This is a genomic window from Pontibacillus chungwhensis, from assembly GCF_030166655.1.
Taxonomy (GTDB): Bacteria; Bacillota; Bacilli; order Bacillales; family BH030062; genus Pontibacillus.
Window position 1 is genome coordinate 1,963,197 of record NZ_CP126446.1, and the last position, 14,435, is coordinate 1,977,631.

Below are 14,435 nucleotides of genomic sequence, written 5' to 3' on the forward strand. Positions count from 1 at the left end.
AGTGGGGCAACCCACTCTTTCGTATTACTTCCGAATTTGACCGCCGAACCAATTCCCTGCTGTCTCAGCAGGGAATTTTAGCGTATCGGCTTATCTGATTAGTATTCAAAAAGGAGGGAATTCCATTGGGAAGCCAGAATGTAACGGAAATCACTGAAGAACTCATTCAACCAATCCTTGAAGATATGAACCTTGAGCTCGTAGACATTGAGTTTGAACAAGAAGGGAAAAACTATTTTCTGCGAGTATATGTTGATAAAGAGGGTGGGGTTGATATTGAAGAATGCGGCCAGGTTAGTGAGCAATTAAGCGAAAAACTTGATGCTGAAGATCCCATTACCTTCCCTTACTTTTTAGAGGTATCATCACCTGGTGCTGAACGCCCGTTAAAGAAAAGAAAAGACTTTGAAAACCATGTAGGTCATAATGTGAATGTGAAAGTATATGAACATGTTGATGGTGAAAAAGAGTTTGAAGGACGTTTACTATCCTTTGAAAATGATACAGCTTCTGTAGAAGTAACAATCAAAACACGTAAGAAAACAATCGAAATACCGTTTGACAACATTGCAAAAGCAAGACTAGCTGTCAGTTTTAATTAAAGGGGGAAGAAACGGTGAGTAGTGAGCTTTTTGATGCCATTCATTACTTAGAGAAAGAAAAAGGGATAGATAAAGATCTTCTAATGGAAGCATTAGAAGCAGCCCTTATTTCAGCATATAAGAAGAATTTTAAATCAGCGACAAACGTTCGCGTTGATCTGGATGAAACAAGCGGTGGTATGCATGTATATGCCCGCAAAATTGTTGTAGATGAATCAATGGATCCACAACAAGAAATTTCTCTGGATGAAGCGAAAAAAATCGACCCAAACTACGATGTCGATGACGTAATTGAAATTGAAGTAACACCAAAAGACTTTGGTCGTATTGCAGCACAAGCTGCCAAACAGGTTGTAACTCAACGTGTGCGCGAAGCTGAACGCGGTGTTATCTTTAGTGAATATATTGATCGTGAAGAAGATGTGATGACAGGAATTATTCAACGTAAGGATGCGCGTTTTACGTACATTAACTTAGGAAAAGTTGAAGCTCGTCTTCCGGTAGGGGAACAGATGCCTACAGAGGAATATCATGTTCATGATCGTATAAAAGTATTTGTAACAAAAGTTGAAAACACCAATAAAGGTCCTCATATTTACGTTTCCCGTACTCACCCGGGTTTACTTAAGCGTTTATTTGAGATGGAAGTACCTGAGATTTATGATGGAACTGTAGAGATTAAATCTGTCTCTCGTGAAGCTGGAGATCGTTCTAAGATTTCCGTTCACGCACCTGACCCAGAAATCGATCCAGTTGGCTCTTGTGTGGGGCAGCGCGGACAAAGGGTACAAGCAATCGTAAATGAGCTAAAGGGCGAGAAAATTGATATTGTCCAGTGGTCAGAGGACCCAGTCGTATTTGTATCTAATGCTTTGAGCCCGGCAAAAGTTGTTGAGGTTCTTGTAAATGAAGAAGAAAAGGCAACAACAGTCGTTGTTCCAGATCACCAGCTGTCTCTAGCGATCGGAAAGCGTGGACAAAATGCGCGTCTTGCTGCTAAATTGACAGGATGGAAAATTGACATCAAGAGTGAATCGGACGCTGTAGAAGATGGCACGATTACACCTGGTGAACATCAAGAGGACACTTATTCTGAAGTAGACGAAGATCTATTTGAATAAGGAGGACTCGAAATGGCTAAGAACAAAAAAACACCATTAAGAAAATGCGTAGTTACCAAGGAAATGCTACCTAAACAACAGCTAATTCGTGTCGTAAGGAATAAAGACGGGGAAGTTTTTATCGATGAAACCGGAAAGAAGAACGGCCGAGGAGCTTATTTAACCAAGGATGCAGAAGTCATTCAGACCGCTCGAGAAAAAAGTATATTGTCCCACCATTTAAAAACAAAAGTTGACCAGGAACTTTATGATCAACTTTTAGAAATGGTACAAGAGGATTAGCATGAATCAGAAATTCCTCAATATGATTGGACTAGCATTTCGAGCCGGTAAATGCACTTTAGGTGAAGAAGCCATCGTTCGTGATATACAACGAAAACGAGCCTGCCTGGTTTTAATAGCTAACGATACGGGGATGAACACAAAAAAGAAGCTAAAAGATAAATGTAGCTTTTATAATATCCCTTTTCGTGAAGTCGTTGATCGGGACACATTATCTAGTGCAATAGGGAAATCAGGCAGAGTAGCCCTGGCTATTACCGATCGTGGTTTCGCTACGAAAATCACATCGATGCTCGATGAATCTATTCGGGGGTGAACGTATGACGAAAATGCGTGTTTATGAATATGCCAAAGAGAAAAATGTAACCAGTAAAGATGTATTAACGAAATTACAAAATATGAATATAGAGGTCACAAACCATATGTCAACTATTTCAGACGAAACAAAGACGCGTCTGGATGGTATGTATAATAAAGGTGAAAGTGACCAGAACCCTCAAGCAAAGGGAGCAGAAAAGAAACAAAATAACTCACAAGGTTCTGCCAAACCATCCAACAATCAAAAGGGTGGCGGTCAGAAAAAACGTGAGAAAGATCAGGATAATCGTATGAATAAAAACAATAAAAACAACAACAAAAAGCAAACCCAAAATAACAAGCGAAATAACCGTGGCGGTCAAAACCGTAATAATCAACAGCAACGCCCGCAAGCTAAGAAACCTCAGCTACCTGAGAAAATTACGTATACGGGTAGCCTTACAGTTGCAGAACTGGCAGAGAAACTATCAAGAGAATCATCTGAGATCATTAAGAAATTAATGTTATCAGGTGTAATGGCTACTAAAAACCAGGACTTAGATGCAGATACAATTGTGTTAATCTGTGACGAGTATGGTGTGAAGGCAGAAGAGGAAATTGTAGTAGACGAAACTGATTTCGAGAACTATATTTCTGATGATGATCCTGCTGATTTAATAGAACGCCCATCTGTTGTAACCATTATGGGACACGTTGACCACGGTAAAACAACGCTTCTTGATTCCATTCGTAAAACGAAAGTAACAGCAGGGGAAGCTGGAGGAATCACGCAGCACATTGGTGCTTACCAAGTAGAAGAAAATGATAAGAAAATTACGTTCCTTGATACCCCAGGTCACGCAGCATTCACAAGCATGCGTTCTCGCGGTGCTCAAGTAACGGACATTGCGATATTAGTAGTAGCAGCTGATGATGGCGTTATGCCTCAAACCATTGAAGCGATCAATCACGCTCAAGCTGCAGAAGTTCCAATCATCGTAGCAGTGAATAAGATGGATAAAGAAGGCGCAAATCCAGATCGCGTAAAACAGGAACTTATGGAACACAATTTAGTTCCTGAAGAGTACGGTGGAGAAACCATTTTTGTTCATCTTTCAGCTGTAAAAGGTGAAGGAATTGACGATCTTCTTGAGATGATTGTTCTAGTTTCAGAAGTTGAAGAATTAAAAGCAAACCCTAACCGTTTAGCAATGGGGACAGTAATTGAAGCAGAGCTTGATAAAGGTCGCGGTTCTGTTGCAACCTTATTAGTTCAAAACGGTACGTTAAATGTAGGAGACCCTATCGTAGTTGGAAATACGTTTGGACGTGTGCGTGCGATGGTAAATGATTTAGGACGTCGCGTAAAAATAGCTCCTCCTTCAACACCAGTTGAAATCACTGGACTTAATGGTGTACCACAAGCAGGAGATCGTTTCGTTGCATTTGATGATGAGAAGAAAGCGCGCCAAGTAGGTGAGGCACGTCAACAACGAATGATTGAAGAGAACCGTGGTGAGAAAGCAAAAGTTAGCCTTGATGATTTATTTGAACAAATTAAACAAGGTGATATGAAAGAAATTAATATTATCATTAAAGCAGACGTTCAAGGTTCTGCAGAAGCACTTGCTTCTTCCTTGCAACAAATTGATGTAGAGGGAGTAAAGGTTAAGATCATTCATACTGGTGTAGGTGCGATTACAGAATCAGATATTATCCTTGCATCTGCTTCAAACGCAATTGTCATTGGATTTAATGTACGTCCAGATGTTAATGCTAAGCGTACAGCAGAATCTGAGGATGTAGACATTCGCCTTCATCGCATTATCTATAAGGTAATGGAAGAGATCGAAAGCGCAATGAAGGGGCTTCTTGATCCTGAATTCGAAGAGAAAATTGTTGGTCAAGCTGAAGTCCGCGAAATCTTTAAGGTTTCTAAAGTTGGTACAATTGCCGGAAGTTACGTTACCGAAGGTGTTATTAAACGCGACGGTGGCGTTCGCCTTATTCGTGATGGTATTGTCCAATATGAAGGTGAAATTGACGCTCTAAAACGTTACAAAGATGATGCGAAAACAGTTCAAAAAGGGTATGAATGTGGTATCACTATCAAAAACTACAATGATATCCGTGAAGGTGACGTTATTGAAGCCTTTGAAATGCAGGAAATCGAACGCAAATGATTGCGTCTGTAGAGGTAGAATGTCTCATTTATGATGCTCATTCTTTAAAAGAAAAGCGTTCCGTTTTACGGCGTATTTTGACAAGAGCACATAATGAGTACAATGTTGCTGTAGCAGAATTGGATCATCAAGATGTTTGGCAACGAACTGGCCTTGGCTTTGTTACGGTTTCAAGTGACAAAGTCCAGGCTGAAAAGGAGATCAATCGAGTATTAGCCATGATTGACTCCTTCCCAGAAATTGAACGTACCACAACAAATTTGGAATGGTTGTAGCCCTCCCTCCGAACAAAGAGGTGAAAAAATGAGTGATTTAAGAGCAAACCGTGTCGGTGAACAAATGAAGAAAGAACTAGGGGATATTATTAGTCGGAAGATTAAAGATCCTCGCATTGGCTTTGTTACTGTCACAGAAGTAAAGGTAACAGGTGATTTGCAGCAAGCTAAAGTGTATATTTCTGTTTTAGGTGATGATAAGCAGAAACAGGATACCTTGATTGGTCTTGCCAAAGCGAAAGGGTTTATTCGTTCTGAAATCGGACGAAGAATACGCCTTCGCAAGACGCCTGAAATTATGTTTGAGTTTGATGAGGCTGTTGAGTACGGTAATCGTATCGAAACCATCTTACAAGACTTAAACGATACAAACGAATAAAGTCTTTTAGAGGGTGTCCCACAAGGGGGCTGCTTCCCAAAGAATGTGGATACCAAAGGAAATGATACGGTATCTATGTATAAGGGGAACTGTCCCTTTAAGGGAGACCCTTTTATTTGTTATAAACCTACATATTGAAAGAATACAGTAAGGGGGCGTTATAATGAATGGAATTATCCCTTTATGGAAACCAAAAGGCATGACATCTCATGATTGTGTAATGAAGATGAGAGGGATCTTACGCACAAAAAAGGTAGGTCATACAGGTACCCTTGACCCAGACGTTGAAGGAGTTCTGCCAATGTGTGTAGGCATGGCTACCAAAATATCGTCTTACGTTACAGAATCTGAAAAAGTCTACAAGGCTACAGTAACGATAGGGAAAGCAACAGAGACAGAAGACCAAACGGGGGCAGTGATTGAAGAAAGCGTTGTTGAAGACATACACCTTTCAGATATTAAAAATGTATTAAAATCTTTTACAGGAACGATTACTCAGATCCCTCCTATGTATTCAGCAGTTCGAGTTGATGGAAAACGCTTGTATGAATATGCAAGAGAAGGAATTGAAGTAGAAAGGCCTGAGAGGACGGTTCAGATCTACGATATAGCCCTCACATCAGATGAGGTTTCATACAACGATGGTACGGCTTCGTTTACCATTAACATCACATGTTCAAAAGGAACGTATATTCGCACACTTTGTGTGGATATTGGAAAAGCACTAGGGTATCCAGCTCACATGTCTTCTTTAGTTCGTACAGCTTCTGGTTCTTTTACGGCGAAGGAATCTTTCACTTTTGAACAAATTGAGCAATCGAGGGATGAAGGAAATCTTGATCAATTGTTTCAACCGTTAGAAAGAGGGATTAAACACCTAGGGCAATTACAGATAGAACAAGGTAAAGAAGATCAAGTTTATCACGGAATGGTTTTCCCTAAGCCTTCAAGATTGCCTGAAACAAATCCATTCGGTATGGTAAATGAGGAAGGTAAATTGCTGGCGATTTATCAAATACACCCAACGAAACCACATTTAATTAAGCCAGTGCGAGTATTTCAATACGAGTGAAACGTGTTAGGAAAAGAGGGTGAGAGGAAATGGAAATATTTGAACTACAACATCCCCACACACTACATCAGGATGATCTTCCTGATACCGTAATGGCTGTAGGGTATTTTGATGGGGTTCATCGTGGACATCAGGAGGTAATTCGCACAGCAAAGCAAATAGCCGATGAAACGGGTCGAACGAGTGCTGTTATGACTTTTCATCCTCATCCATCTGTTGTCTTAAAGAAAGAAACGCAGCATGTACAATATATAACTCCCTTGGAGGATAAAATAAAGGTTCTTGAAGATTTAGGTATCGATCGTGTCTATCTCGTAACCTTTAATAAAGATTTAGCAGGTTTGTTGCCTCAAGAATTTGTGAATCATTATTTTATCGGTCTGAATGTTTCTCATGTTGTAGCGGGCTTTGATTTTTCATACGGTAAGATGGGGAAAGGGACAATGGAAACTCTTCCTGCTCACGGAGGTGACGCCCTTTCTCAAACGGTTGTATCAAAAGTAACGGATCATAATAAAAAAATTAGTTCCACCCTGATCAGGCAATCCATTCGAGAGGGAAATATCGATCTAGCTAATGAACTTCTCGGGCGCCCTTACAGAGTTCGAGGTACAGTCATAACAGGTGACCAAAGGGGACGTACTATCGGCTTTCCTACAGCAAATCTTGATGTTTCTGAAGAATACCTATTGCCTAAGGTGGGCGTGTATGCTGTCAAGGTTGAGCATAGAGGTTCCTCCTATTTTGGAATGGCTAACATTGGATACAAACCAACTTTTCAAGATACAAAGGTTCTATCCGTTGAAATAAACCTCTTCGATTATGAGGGAGATTTATATGGAGATCAGCTAGAAGTCGAATGGCATGCTTTCATCCGGGATGAAGTTAAATTTAACGGTGTAGATCATCTAATTCATCAATTACAGAAAGATGAAGCTGAAATTCGTAACTTTTTTGCGTAGAATTATGGCTTTCCCTTGCATTTTTTCATGAAAACATGTACATTAATAGTTGTGCTGCATATGGCACAGGAACCATCGCTTGGCAAGTCGAAATCACCGACGCTTGCTAGGGGATTGGGGTTCGAAAACATTTTAGGAGGTGAATAGGATGGCTATCACACAAGAACGTAAGAATGAAATCATTAGTAAGTTCAAGACACATGATAACGATACTGGATCCGCTGAGGTTCAAATCGCTGTCCTTACTGAAAAGATTACAAAATTAAACGAGCATTTACGTACTCATAAGCAAGATCACCACTCTCGTCGTGGTCTTCTAAAAATGGTAGGTAAACGTCGTAACCTTTTAAACTATTTACGTAACAAAGATGTAACTCGTTACCGTGAATTAATTAAAGAACTAGGCCTACGTCGTTAAGTAGTAAAAAGCGGGATGATTTCCCGCTTTTTCTATAGCTAAAATTAATACATAAGAGGAATCTTATGCACAATAAGAATCAGAATATAAGATCGAGTATGAGAGGTGTTAACATACAAATGGCAGAAGAAAAACAAGTATTCTCCACTGAAATTGCTGGCCGTCCTTTACGTATTGAAATTGGAGAGTTAGCGAAACAAGCAAGTGGAGCATGTATGGTGCAATACGGAGACACATCTGTTTTAGCAACCGCAACAGGATCTAAAGAACCAAAAGACTTGCCGTTTTTCCCTCTTACTGTGAACTATGAAGAGAGATTATATGCTGTCGGTAAAATCCCAGGTGGCTTTATTAAGCGTGAAGGACGTCCTAGTGAGAAGGCAGTTCTTGCTTCTCGTCTAATTGACCGTCCAATCCGCCCGTTGTTCCCTGACGGCTTTCGTAATGAGGTTCAAGTTATTAGCACAGTAATGAGTGTGGATCAGGATTGTTCATCTGAAATGGCGGCTATGCTAGGTTCATCCCTTTCATTATCTATTTCAGATTTACCTTTCAATGGCCCAGTAGCTGGTGTAATTGTCGGGCGAGTTGATGGAGAGTTTATCATTAATCCAACAATTGAACAACAAGAAAATAGCGACATTCAGTTAACTGTAGCAGGAACAAAAGATGCAGTGAACATGGTAGAAGCAGGTGCAGACGAAGTACCTGAAGAGGTCATGTTAGAAGCAATTATGTTTGGTCATGAAGAGATTAAACGCCTTGTAGCTTTCCAAGAAGAAGTAATTGCTGCTGTTGGCAAAGAGAAGCGTGAAGTTACGTTATTCGAACTAGACGCGGATATTGTTGCAGAAGTAGAAGGAAAAGCAAAAGACGCTCTAATTAAAGCCATTCAAACAGAAGAAAAGCATGCGCGTGATGAAGCAATCACTGAAGTTAAAAACAATGTTATTGCTGAGTATGAAGAGTCAGAAGAAGAAAGTGAAAAATTAGGTCAAGTTAAATCTGTACTTGATAAAATTGTAAAAGAAGAAGTGCGCCGTTTAATCACGAAGGAAAAGGTACGTCCAGATGGCCGTAAACCAGAAGAGATTCGTCCTTTATCCTCTCGCGTTGGGATTCTTCCTCGTACACACGGTTCAGGGCTATTCACACGTGGACAAACTCAAGCACTAAGTATCTGTACATTGGGAGCATTAGGCGATGTGCAAATTCTTGATGGTCTTGATTTAGAGGAATCAAAACGATTCATGCACCATTATAACTTCCCACATTTTAGTGTAGGTGAAACAGGACCTATGCGTGGACCGGGACGTCGTGAAATTGGTCATGGTGCCCTCGGTGAACGTGCTCTTGAAAAAGTTGTACCTTCTGAAGAAGATTTCCCTTACACAGTACGCCTTGTTTCTGAAGTTCTAGAATCTAATGGTTCTACATCACAAGCAAGTATCTGTGCAAGTACCCTCGCGATGATGGATGCTGGTGTTCCGATCAAAGCACCTGTAGCAGGTATTGCAATGGGTCTTGTTAAATCTGGTGAGGATTATACTGTTCTTACTGATATTCAAGGTATGGAAGACTTCCTTGGAGATATGGACTTTAAAGTAGCAGGTACCGAAAAAGGTGTAACTGCTCTACAAATGGATATTAAGATTGAAGGACTATCTCGCTCTATCTTAGAAGATGCTCTTACACAAGCGAAAGCTGGGCGTAAAGAAATTCTTGATAGCATGATGGCTACAATCGAGCAACCAAGAGAAGAGCTTTCTGCATACGCTCCGAAAATCCTTACAATGGCTATTAAGCCTGATAAGATTCGTGACGTTATCGGACCAAGTGGTAAACAAATCAACAAGATTATCGAAGAGACAGGCGTTAAAATCGATATTGAACAAGACGGGAAAATCTTCATCTCTTCTACAGATGCAGAAGCAAACCGTAATGCAAAACAAATTATCGAAGACCTTGTTCGAGAAGTTGAAGTTGGCGAAATTTACTTGGGTACTGTTAAACGTATCGAGAAATTCGGTGCTTTCGTTGAACTATTTAAAGGGAAAGATGGATTAGTCCACATCTCTCAATTAGCTGAAGAACGTGTTGGAAAAGTAGAAGACGTTGTAGCTATTGGAGACCAGTTGAAGGTTAAGGTTAAAGAAATCGATAACCAGGGTCGCGTCAACCTTTCTCATAAAGACGTTCTAATTGAACAAAAGAAACAACAAGAAGCTACAGAGTAGTTTAGCAAAAAGGAGCTGGCAAGCCAGTTTCTTTTTTTATACATAAATAATTGATTCATTTATAATATAGGTTTTTGCAGTGAATTTGAAGAGTACTTTGACAGGGCATTTCTGGTAGTGTCTAGCTCCGGCGGGGAGGGCCTAGCGTCATAAGCAAGCTGACTACAGACCGCTACGCGTACTTCCGCCAGCTTGCTTATGCGTACGGCCCTTGGCACCCCGCCTGCGCTTTTCGGTTGATGTCTAGCTCCGGCTCCTAGCCCCTAGCGTCATAAGCAATCTGACTACAGTCCGCTACGCGTACTTCTGTCAGCTTGCTTATGCGTACGGGGCTAAGCAGTCGCCTGCGCTTTTCTGTTCTACCTTGTCCTTTCTCTACATAGGTTGTGGTAGAGGGGAGTGGTGGTGATGAGGCGGTTTGTGCCGATTGTGGTGTTTGTTTGTATGGTGCTTGTTTCTTATAAGGCGTTTGAGAATCCTTATTCCTCTTCTTATTTGATGAGCATGAAAAGTCAAGCAACACCTGTTTCGAATACAGATAATAAGCTCTATCAAGAAATTGAGGAGAAGGCTAAAGAATATGAAAAACCTGCTCAAAATGCAGTGATTCATCAAGTGTGGAAGAAGATGCCTGGACTTAATGGGATCGTGGTAGACGTGGAGAAATCTTATAAAAAGATGAAGAAAAAGGGGAAGTTTGTAGAAAAGGAACTGGTTTATAAACAAATAAAACCGGAAGTTTCTCTAGAGGATTTGCCTGCAGCTCCCATATTTAGAGGTCACCCAGATAAACATGTGGTTTCTTTAAATATTAACGTTTCATGGGGAGAGGAATATATTCCTGATATCTTAAACATACTGAAAAAGAATAATGTTAAAGCTACATTTTTTATAGAGGGGAAATGGGCGAATAAAAATGTAGACCTGGTCAAGATGATTAAAGATGAAGGTCATGAAATAGGCAATCATGCGTATAATCATCCAGATATGGCGAAAATCTCTTCTGAAGAAATTCAAAAGCAAATCAAACAAACAAATGATATTCTTCAAGCTATTACCGGAGAGAAGCCAAAGTGGTTTGCCCCCCCAAGCGGAAGCTGGACAGATGAGGTTGTTAAACATGCTGATGAGTTAGGGATGGAGACGATTCTATGGACCGTTGATACAATAGATTGGAAAAAACCAGCTCCAGAGGTAATGGTAAATAGGGTAATGAATAAATTAGAAGGCGGTTCATTTGTTTTAATGCATCCAACAACCTCGGTTCAAAGTGGATTAAACAACCTGATTTTGAAAATTAAACAAAAAGGCTATACAATAGATACAGTCAGCAGAATGTTAGATGAAGAGCGGTTACAGTAACGTTCCATCAAACAAGCGCTAAATTTAGGAGGATGACCTTTGGTAAAAAAATATACTTGCTCCAATGGACTAAGAATTGTATTGGAGGAAATCCCAAATGTCCGTTCTGTTACTATCGGAGTATGGGTGAAAACAGGATCAAGAAATGAAAATGAGCACAACAATGGGGTCTCCCATTTTATTGAACATATGTTCTTTAAGGGTACTAAAACGCGTTCTGCGCGTGATATAGCTGAGAGCTTCGATTCTATAGGTGGTCAAGTGAATGCATTCACTTCAAAGGAATACACGTGTTACTATGCGAAAGTGTTAGATACTCATGCTAAAAAAGCATTAGATATTTTATCTGATATGTTCTTTAATTCCACTTTCGACGAAACAGAAATGGATCGTGAGAAGAAAGTAGTTCTTGAAGAGATTAAGATGTATGAAGATACTCCGGATGACATTGTACATGATCTGTTAGCGCAAGCTACATACGGCAATCATCCGTTAGGATATCCAATCCTAGGTACGGAAGATACGCTAAAGTCGTTTGCACCGGAATCGCTGCGGTCTTATTTAGATCAGCAATATATCCCAGAAAATGTCGTTGTTTCTGTAGCAGGTAATGTGGATGAGTCTTTCTTTAAAGAAGTTGAGGATCACTTTGGCTCTTATCAAAGTAATCACACACCAGATCCATTTGAAAAGCCTGTCTTTCAAACGGGAGCGATTCGCCGTAAGAAAGACACAGAGCAAGCTCATCTTTGTCTGGGCTACGATGGTCTTCCAATTGGCGATGATCGCGTATTCAGTTTAGTTGTATTGAATAACGTTCTAGGCGGAAGTATGAGTTCTCGATTATTCCAGGAAGTACGGGAACAACGAGGCTTAGCTTATTCTATCTTTTCTTACCATAGTTCCCACGCGGACAGTGGGTTGTTAACGATTTATGGTGGCACAGGCAAAGACCAACTTGGCGTTCTTCAAGAAACTATTGACCAGACAGTAAATGAATTTATTCGTGATGGGTTAACGAATAAAGAGTTAGAAAATAGTAAAGAGCAATTAAAAGGTAGTATTATGCTTGGTCTTGAAAGTACAAACAGCCGAATGAGTCGAAATGGTAAGAATGAGCTCATGCTTGGTCGTCACCGAACATTAGATGAAATGGTCACACAAATTGACAGTGTAACTCATGATTCTGTGGATCACGTGCTAAAAGCTGTATTTAAAGGCCAACATTCATCTTCCATCATTTCACCGATTGAAGAATAGGTAGCTCATACCATGTTCCATATACACATACACATGTATAAAGGAGCGATGAAAATGAGATATCGTGAACTAAGTGGGAAAGAGATCGTAGACGTCAGACACGGTTCTAGGCTTGGCGTTTTAGGACAAACGGATCTAGAAATCGATCCAAACACCGGAAACATCCATTCCTTCATCATCCCCAATTATAAATGGTTTGGGATGAAGAAAGAAGGCGATGAGGTTAAACTTCGGTGGTCTGACATACAAAAAATCGGAGATGACATGATTATCATCGACCCAAAAGAGTAACACTCAAACATTAGATATATGTAAAGAACCACTCCTTGAGTTTTTATACTCAGGAGTGGTTTTTTATTTTTAAGGATCACTGAAAAGGCACTGACATTTTGGAAACAAAGATGTTTTACATAAGACATTCACCATTCGATTTCACCCCTCATAGGATAGGAGAGAATCACGAGATATAATTCCTTGCAAGGCGAGGTGAATGGAATGCTAACTGGATATACAATTGGAATTTTAGGTGGAGATGCGAGGCAATTAGAGGTAATTCGCAGGCTCAGTGAATGGGATGCGACCTTAATTCTAACAGGTTTCGATCAACTGGATCATGGATTTACGGGTGCCAAACAAGTCGATTTCGATGAAGTGGACCCGAGTAATCTTGATGCAGTCATTCTACCAGTGCCAGGAACAAATTCAGATGGGAAAATTGATACGATTTTTTCAAATCAATCCCTTTCATTAACTAAGGAATGGTTAATGAAGACACCTAAACATTGCTTAATCTTTACTGGGATAACAAATAAATATTTAACTGGTATTGCAGAAGAAACGAAGAGGACTTTAATTCCTTTATTTGATCGAAATGATGTTGCGATTTTTAACTCAATTCCCACTGTGGAAGGCACTATCATGATGGCCATCCAACATACGGACTTTACTATTCATTCTTCTAAAGTTACGGTCCTTGGGCTAGGAAGGGTCGGAATGAGTGTGGCAAGGGTGTTTGCTGCTCTTGGGGCTCATGTCAAGGTAGGTGCTAGAAAGTCTGAGGATCTTGCTCGTATATCCGAAATGGGACTCACTCCGTTTCCCATGAAGGACATCAAACAACATACGCAAGATAGCGATATTGTGATTAATACAATTCCAGCTCATGTTGTGACAGCGAGTGTCATACAAACCATGCCTACGCACACATTGATCATTGATTTGGCATCAAAACCTGGGGGGACAGATTTTCGCTATGCTGAAAAGCGAGGTGTAAAAGCCCTTTTGGCGCCTGGCTTACCTGGGATAGTGGCTCCAAAGACGGCAGGTAATATTTTGGCGAATGTGGTGACTCAGATTATTATAGAAAAATTAGGTGAAGGGAGTTCATAAAGTATGTCACTTAAGGGGAAAACAATTGGTTTTGGTTTAACGGGATCACATTGTACCTATTCAGAAGTTTTTCCGCAAATGCAAAAGCTGATGGATCTTGGGGCTACTGTGGTACCTGTTGTGTCTTATACAGTTCAAAAAACAGATACGTATTTCGGTGAAGCAGCTGAACACTTGAAGAAAATAGAGGAGATCACAGGAGAGAAATTGATTTCAACTATACCTGAGGCTGAGCCACTTGGTCCTAAGCGCCCTCTAGATTGTATGGTTATTGCTCCGTTAACCGGAAATTCTATGAGTAAAATGGCAAATGCTTTAACAGATAGTCCTGTACTCATGGCCGCAAAGGCTACACTGAGAAATCAAAGTCCTGTGGTATTAGCGATTTCCACCAATGACGCTTTAGGGTTGAATGGAGTCAATTTAATGAGGCTTATGGCAACAAAGAATATCTTCTTTGTACCGTATGGGCAGGATGATCCAGTAAAAAAACCAAATTCCATGGTAGCTCGTATGGATTCACTCGTGGAAACAATTGAAGCAGCACTGGAATATAAGCAGGTCCAACCTGTAATAATTGAAAGATCGTAATAGAT

General features: G+C 40.3%; 16 protein-coding genes. All 16 read left to right on the top strand.

Features of this window, described 5'->3' with window-relative positions; translation table 11 throughout:
• Positions 1 to 125: 125 nt before the first annotated feature.
• Positions 126 to 602, top strand: coding sequence for a ribosome maturation factor RimP (rimP, locus tag QNI29_RS10160; RefSeq protein ID WP_255686924.1), 477 nt, complete (start codon positions 126 to 128; stop codon positions 600 to 602).
• A gap of 14 nt (positions 603 to 616) precedes the next feature.
• Positions 617 to 1,723, top strand: a complete 1,107-nt coding sequence (nusA, locus tag QNI29_RS10165; protein WP_231416380.1) for a transcription termination factor NusA — start codon at positions 617 to 619, stop codon at positions 1,721 to 1,723.
• A gap of 12 nt (positions 1,724 to 1,735) precedes the next feature.
• Complete coding sequence (gene rnpM, locus QNI29_RS10170) at positions 1,736 to 2,005, top strand: RNase P modulator RnpM (RefSeq protein WP_231416381.1); 270 nt, start codon at positions 1,736 to 1,738, stop codon at positions 2,003 to 2,005.
• Between the two features lies 1 nt (position 2,006).
• Positions 2,007 to 2,321: a L7Ae/L30e/S12e/Gadd45 family ribosomal protein gene (locus tag QNI29_RS10175; protein WP_231416382.1), complete on the top strand. Its 315-nt coding sequence runs from the start codon at positions 2,007 to 2,009 to the stop codon at positions 2,319 to 2,321.
• A gap of 4 nt (positions 2,322 to 2,325) precedes the next feature.
• The gene (infB, locus tag QNI29_RS10180; RefSeq protein WP_231416383.1) at positions 2,326 to 4,485 is read left to right on the top strand and encodes a translation initiation factor IF-2; all 2,160 of its coding nucleotides are present in this window, start codon (positions 2,326 to 2,328) and stop codon (positions 4,483 to 4,485) included.
• Positions 4,482 to 4,760 (top strand): DUF503 domain-containing protein, encoded by a 279-nt coding sequence (locus QNI29_RS10185; protein WP_231416384.1) that lies wholly within the window; start codon positions 4,482 to 4,484, stop codon positions 4,758 to 4,760. The genes infB and QNI29_RS10185 overlap by 4 nt, the downstream gene beginning before the upstream one ends.
• Positions 4,761 to 4,788: 28 nt before the next feature.
• A complete protein-coding gene (gene rbfA / locus QNI29_RS10190; protein ID WP_231416385.1) occupies positions 4,789 to 5,139 on the top strand; it encodes a 30S ribosome-binding factor RbfA in 351 nt (116 codons plus the stop codon).
• A gap of 163 nt (positions 5,140 to 5,302) precedes the next feature.
• On the top strand, positions 5,303 to 6,211 hold the full coding sequence (gene truB, locus QNI29_RS10195; RefSeq protein WP_231416386.1) for a tRNA pseudouridine(55) synthase TruB: 909 nt from the start codon (positions 5,303 to 5,305) through the stop codon (positions 6,209 to 6,211).
• 29 nt (positions 6,212 to 6,240) lie between these two features.
• Entirely contained in the window at positions 6,241 to 7,173 is a 933-nt protein-coding gene (gene ribF, locus QNI29_RS10200) for a bifunctional riboflavin kinase/FAD synthetase (protein WP_231416387.1), read from the top strand.
• A gap of 148 nt (positions 7,174 to 7,321) precedes the next feature.
• Complete coding sequence (gene rpsO / locus QNI29_RS10205) at positions 7,322 to 7,591, top strand: 30S ribosomal protein S15 (RefSeq protein ID WP_231416388.1); 270 nt, start codon at positions 7,322 to 7,324, stop codon at positions 7,589 to 7,591.
• Between the two features lie 119 nt (positions 7,592 to 7,710).
• Positions 7,711 to 9,828, top strand: coding sequence for a polyribonucleotide nucleotidyltransferase (locus tag QNI29_RS10210; protein WP_231416389.1), 2,118 nt, complete (start codon positions 7,711 to 7,713; stop codon positions 9,826 to 9,828).
• A 408-nt stretch (positions 9,829 to 10,236) separates the two neighbouring features.
• The gene (locus QNI29_RS10215; protein ID WP_231416390.1) at positions 10,237 to 11,190 is read left to right on the top strand and encodes a polysaccharide deacetylase family protein; all 954 of its coding nucleotides are present in this window, start codon (positions 10,237 to 10,239) and stop codon (positions 11,188 to 11,190) included.
• 39 nt (positions 11,191 to 11,229) lie between these two features.
• The gene (locus QNI29_RS10220; RefSeq protein WP_231416391.1) at positions 11,230 to 12,450 is read left to right on the top strand and encodes a M16 family metallopeptidase; all 1,221 of its coding nucleotides are present in this window, start codon (positions 11,230 to 11,232) and stop codon (positions 12,448 to 12,450) included.
• Positions 12,451 to 12,504: 54 nt separating this feature from the next.
• Complete coding sequence (locus tag QNI29_RS10225; RefSeq protein WP_231416392.1) at positions 12,505 to 12,741, top strand: YlmC/YmxH family sporulation protein; 237 nt, start codon at positions 12,505 to 12,507, stop codon at positions 12,739 to 12,741.
• 204 nt (positions 12,742 to 12,945) lie between these two features.
• Positions 12,946 to 13,839 carry a dipicolinic acid synthetase subunit A gene (gene dpaA / locus QNI29_RS10230; protein WP_231417557.1) on the top strand — a complete coding sequence of 298 codons (894 nt, stop codon included), beginning with the start codon at positions 12,946 to 12,948 and terminating at the stop codon, positions 13,837 to 13,839.
• 3 nt (positions 13,840 to 13,842) lie between these two features.
• On the top strand, positions 13,843 to 14,430 hold the full coding sequence (locus QNI29_RS10235) for a dipicolinate synthase subunit B (RefSeq protein ID WP_231416393.1): 588 nt from the start codon (positions 13,843 to 13,845) through the stop codon (positions 14,428 to 14,430).
• The last annotated feature ends 5 nt before the right edge of the window (positions 14,431 to 14,435 follow it).

Coding starts and splice junctions, on each gene's coding strand:
- QNI29_RS10225 (WP_231416392.1), top strand. CDS start 12,505: ATGAGATATCGTGAACTAAGTGGGAAAGAGATCGTAGACGTCAGACAC.
- QNI29_RS10215 (WP_231416390.1), top strand. CDS start 10,237: ATGAGGCGGTTTGTGCCGATTGTGGTGTTTGTTTGTATGGTGCTTGTT.
- QNI29_RS10235 (WP_231416393.1), top strand. CDS start 13,843: ATGTCACTTAAGGGGAAAACAATTGGTTTTGGTTTAACGGGATCACAT.
- truB (WP_231416386.1), top strand. CDS start 5,303: ATGAATGGAATTATCCCTTTATGGAAACCAAAAGGCATGACATCTCAT.
- ribF (WP_231416387.1), top strand. CDS start 6,241: ATGGAAATATTTGAACTACAACATCCCCACACACTACATCAGGATGAT.
- QNI29_RS10175 (WP_231416382.1), top strand. CDS start 2,007: ATGAATCAGAAATTCCTCAATATGATTGGACTAGCATTTCGAGCCGGT.
- rbfA (WP_231416385.1), top strand. CDS start 4,789: ATGAGTGATTTAAGAGCAAACCGTGTCGGTGAACAAATGAAGAAAGAA.
- rnpM (WP_231416381.1), top strand. CDS start 1,736: ATGGCTAAGAACAAAAAAACACCATTAAGAAAATGCGTAGTTACCAAG.
- dpaA (WP_231417557.1), top strand. CDS start 12,946: ATGCTAACTGGATATACAATTGGAATTTTAGGTGGAGATGCGAGGCAA.
- infB (WP_231416383.1), top strand. CDS start 2,326: ATGACGAAAATGCGTGTTTATGAATATGCCAAAGAGAAAAATGTAACC.
- rpsO (WP_231416388.1), top strand. CDS start 7,322: ATGGCTATCACACAAGAACGTAAGAATGAAATCATTAGTAAGTTCAAG.
- QNI29_RS10210 (WP_231416389.1), top strand. CDS start 7,711: ATGGCAGAAGAAAAACAAGTATTCTCCACTGAAATTGCTGGCCGTCCT.
- QNI29_RS10185 (WP_231416384.1), top strand. CDS start 4,482: ATGATTGCGTCTGTAGAGGTAGAATGTCTCATTTATGATGCTCATTCT.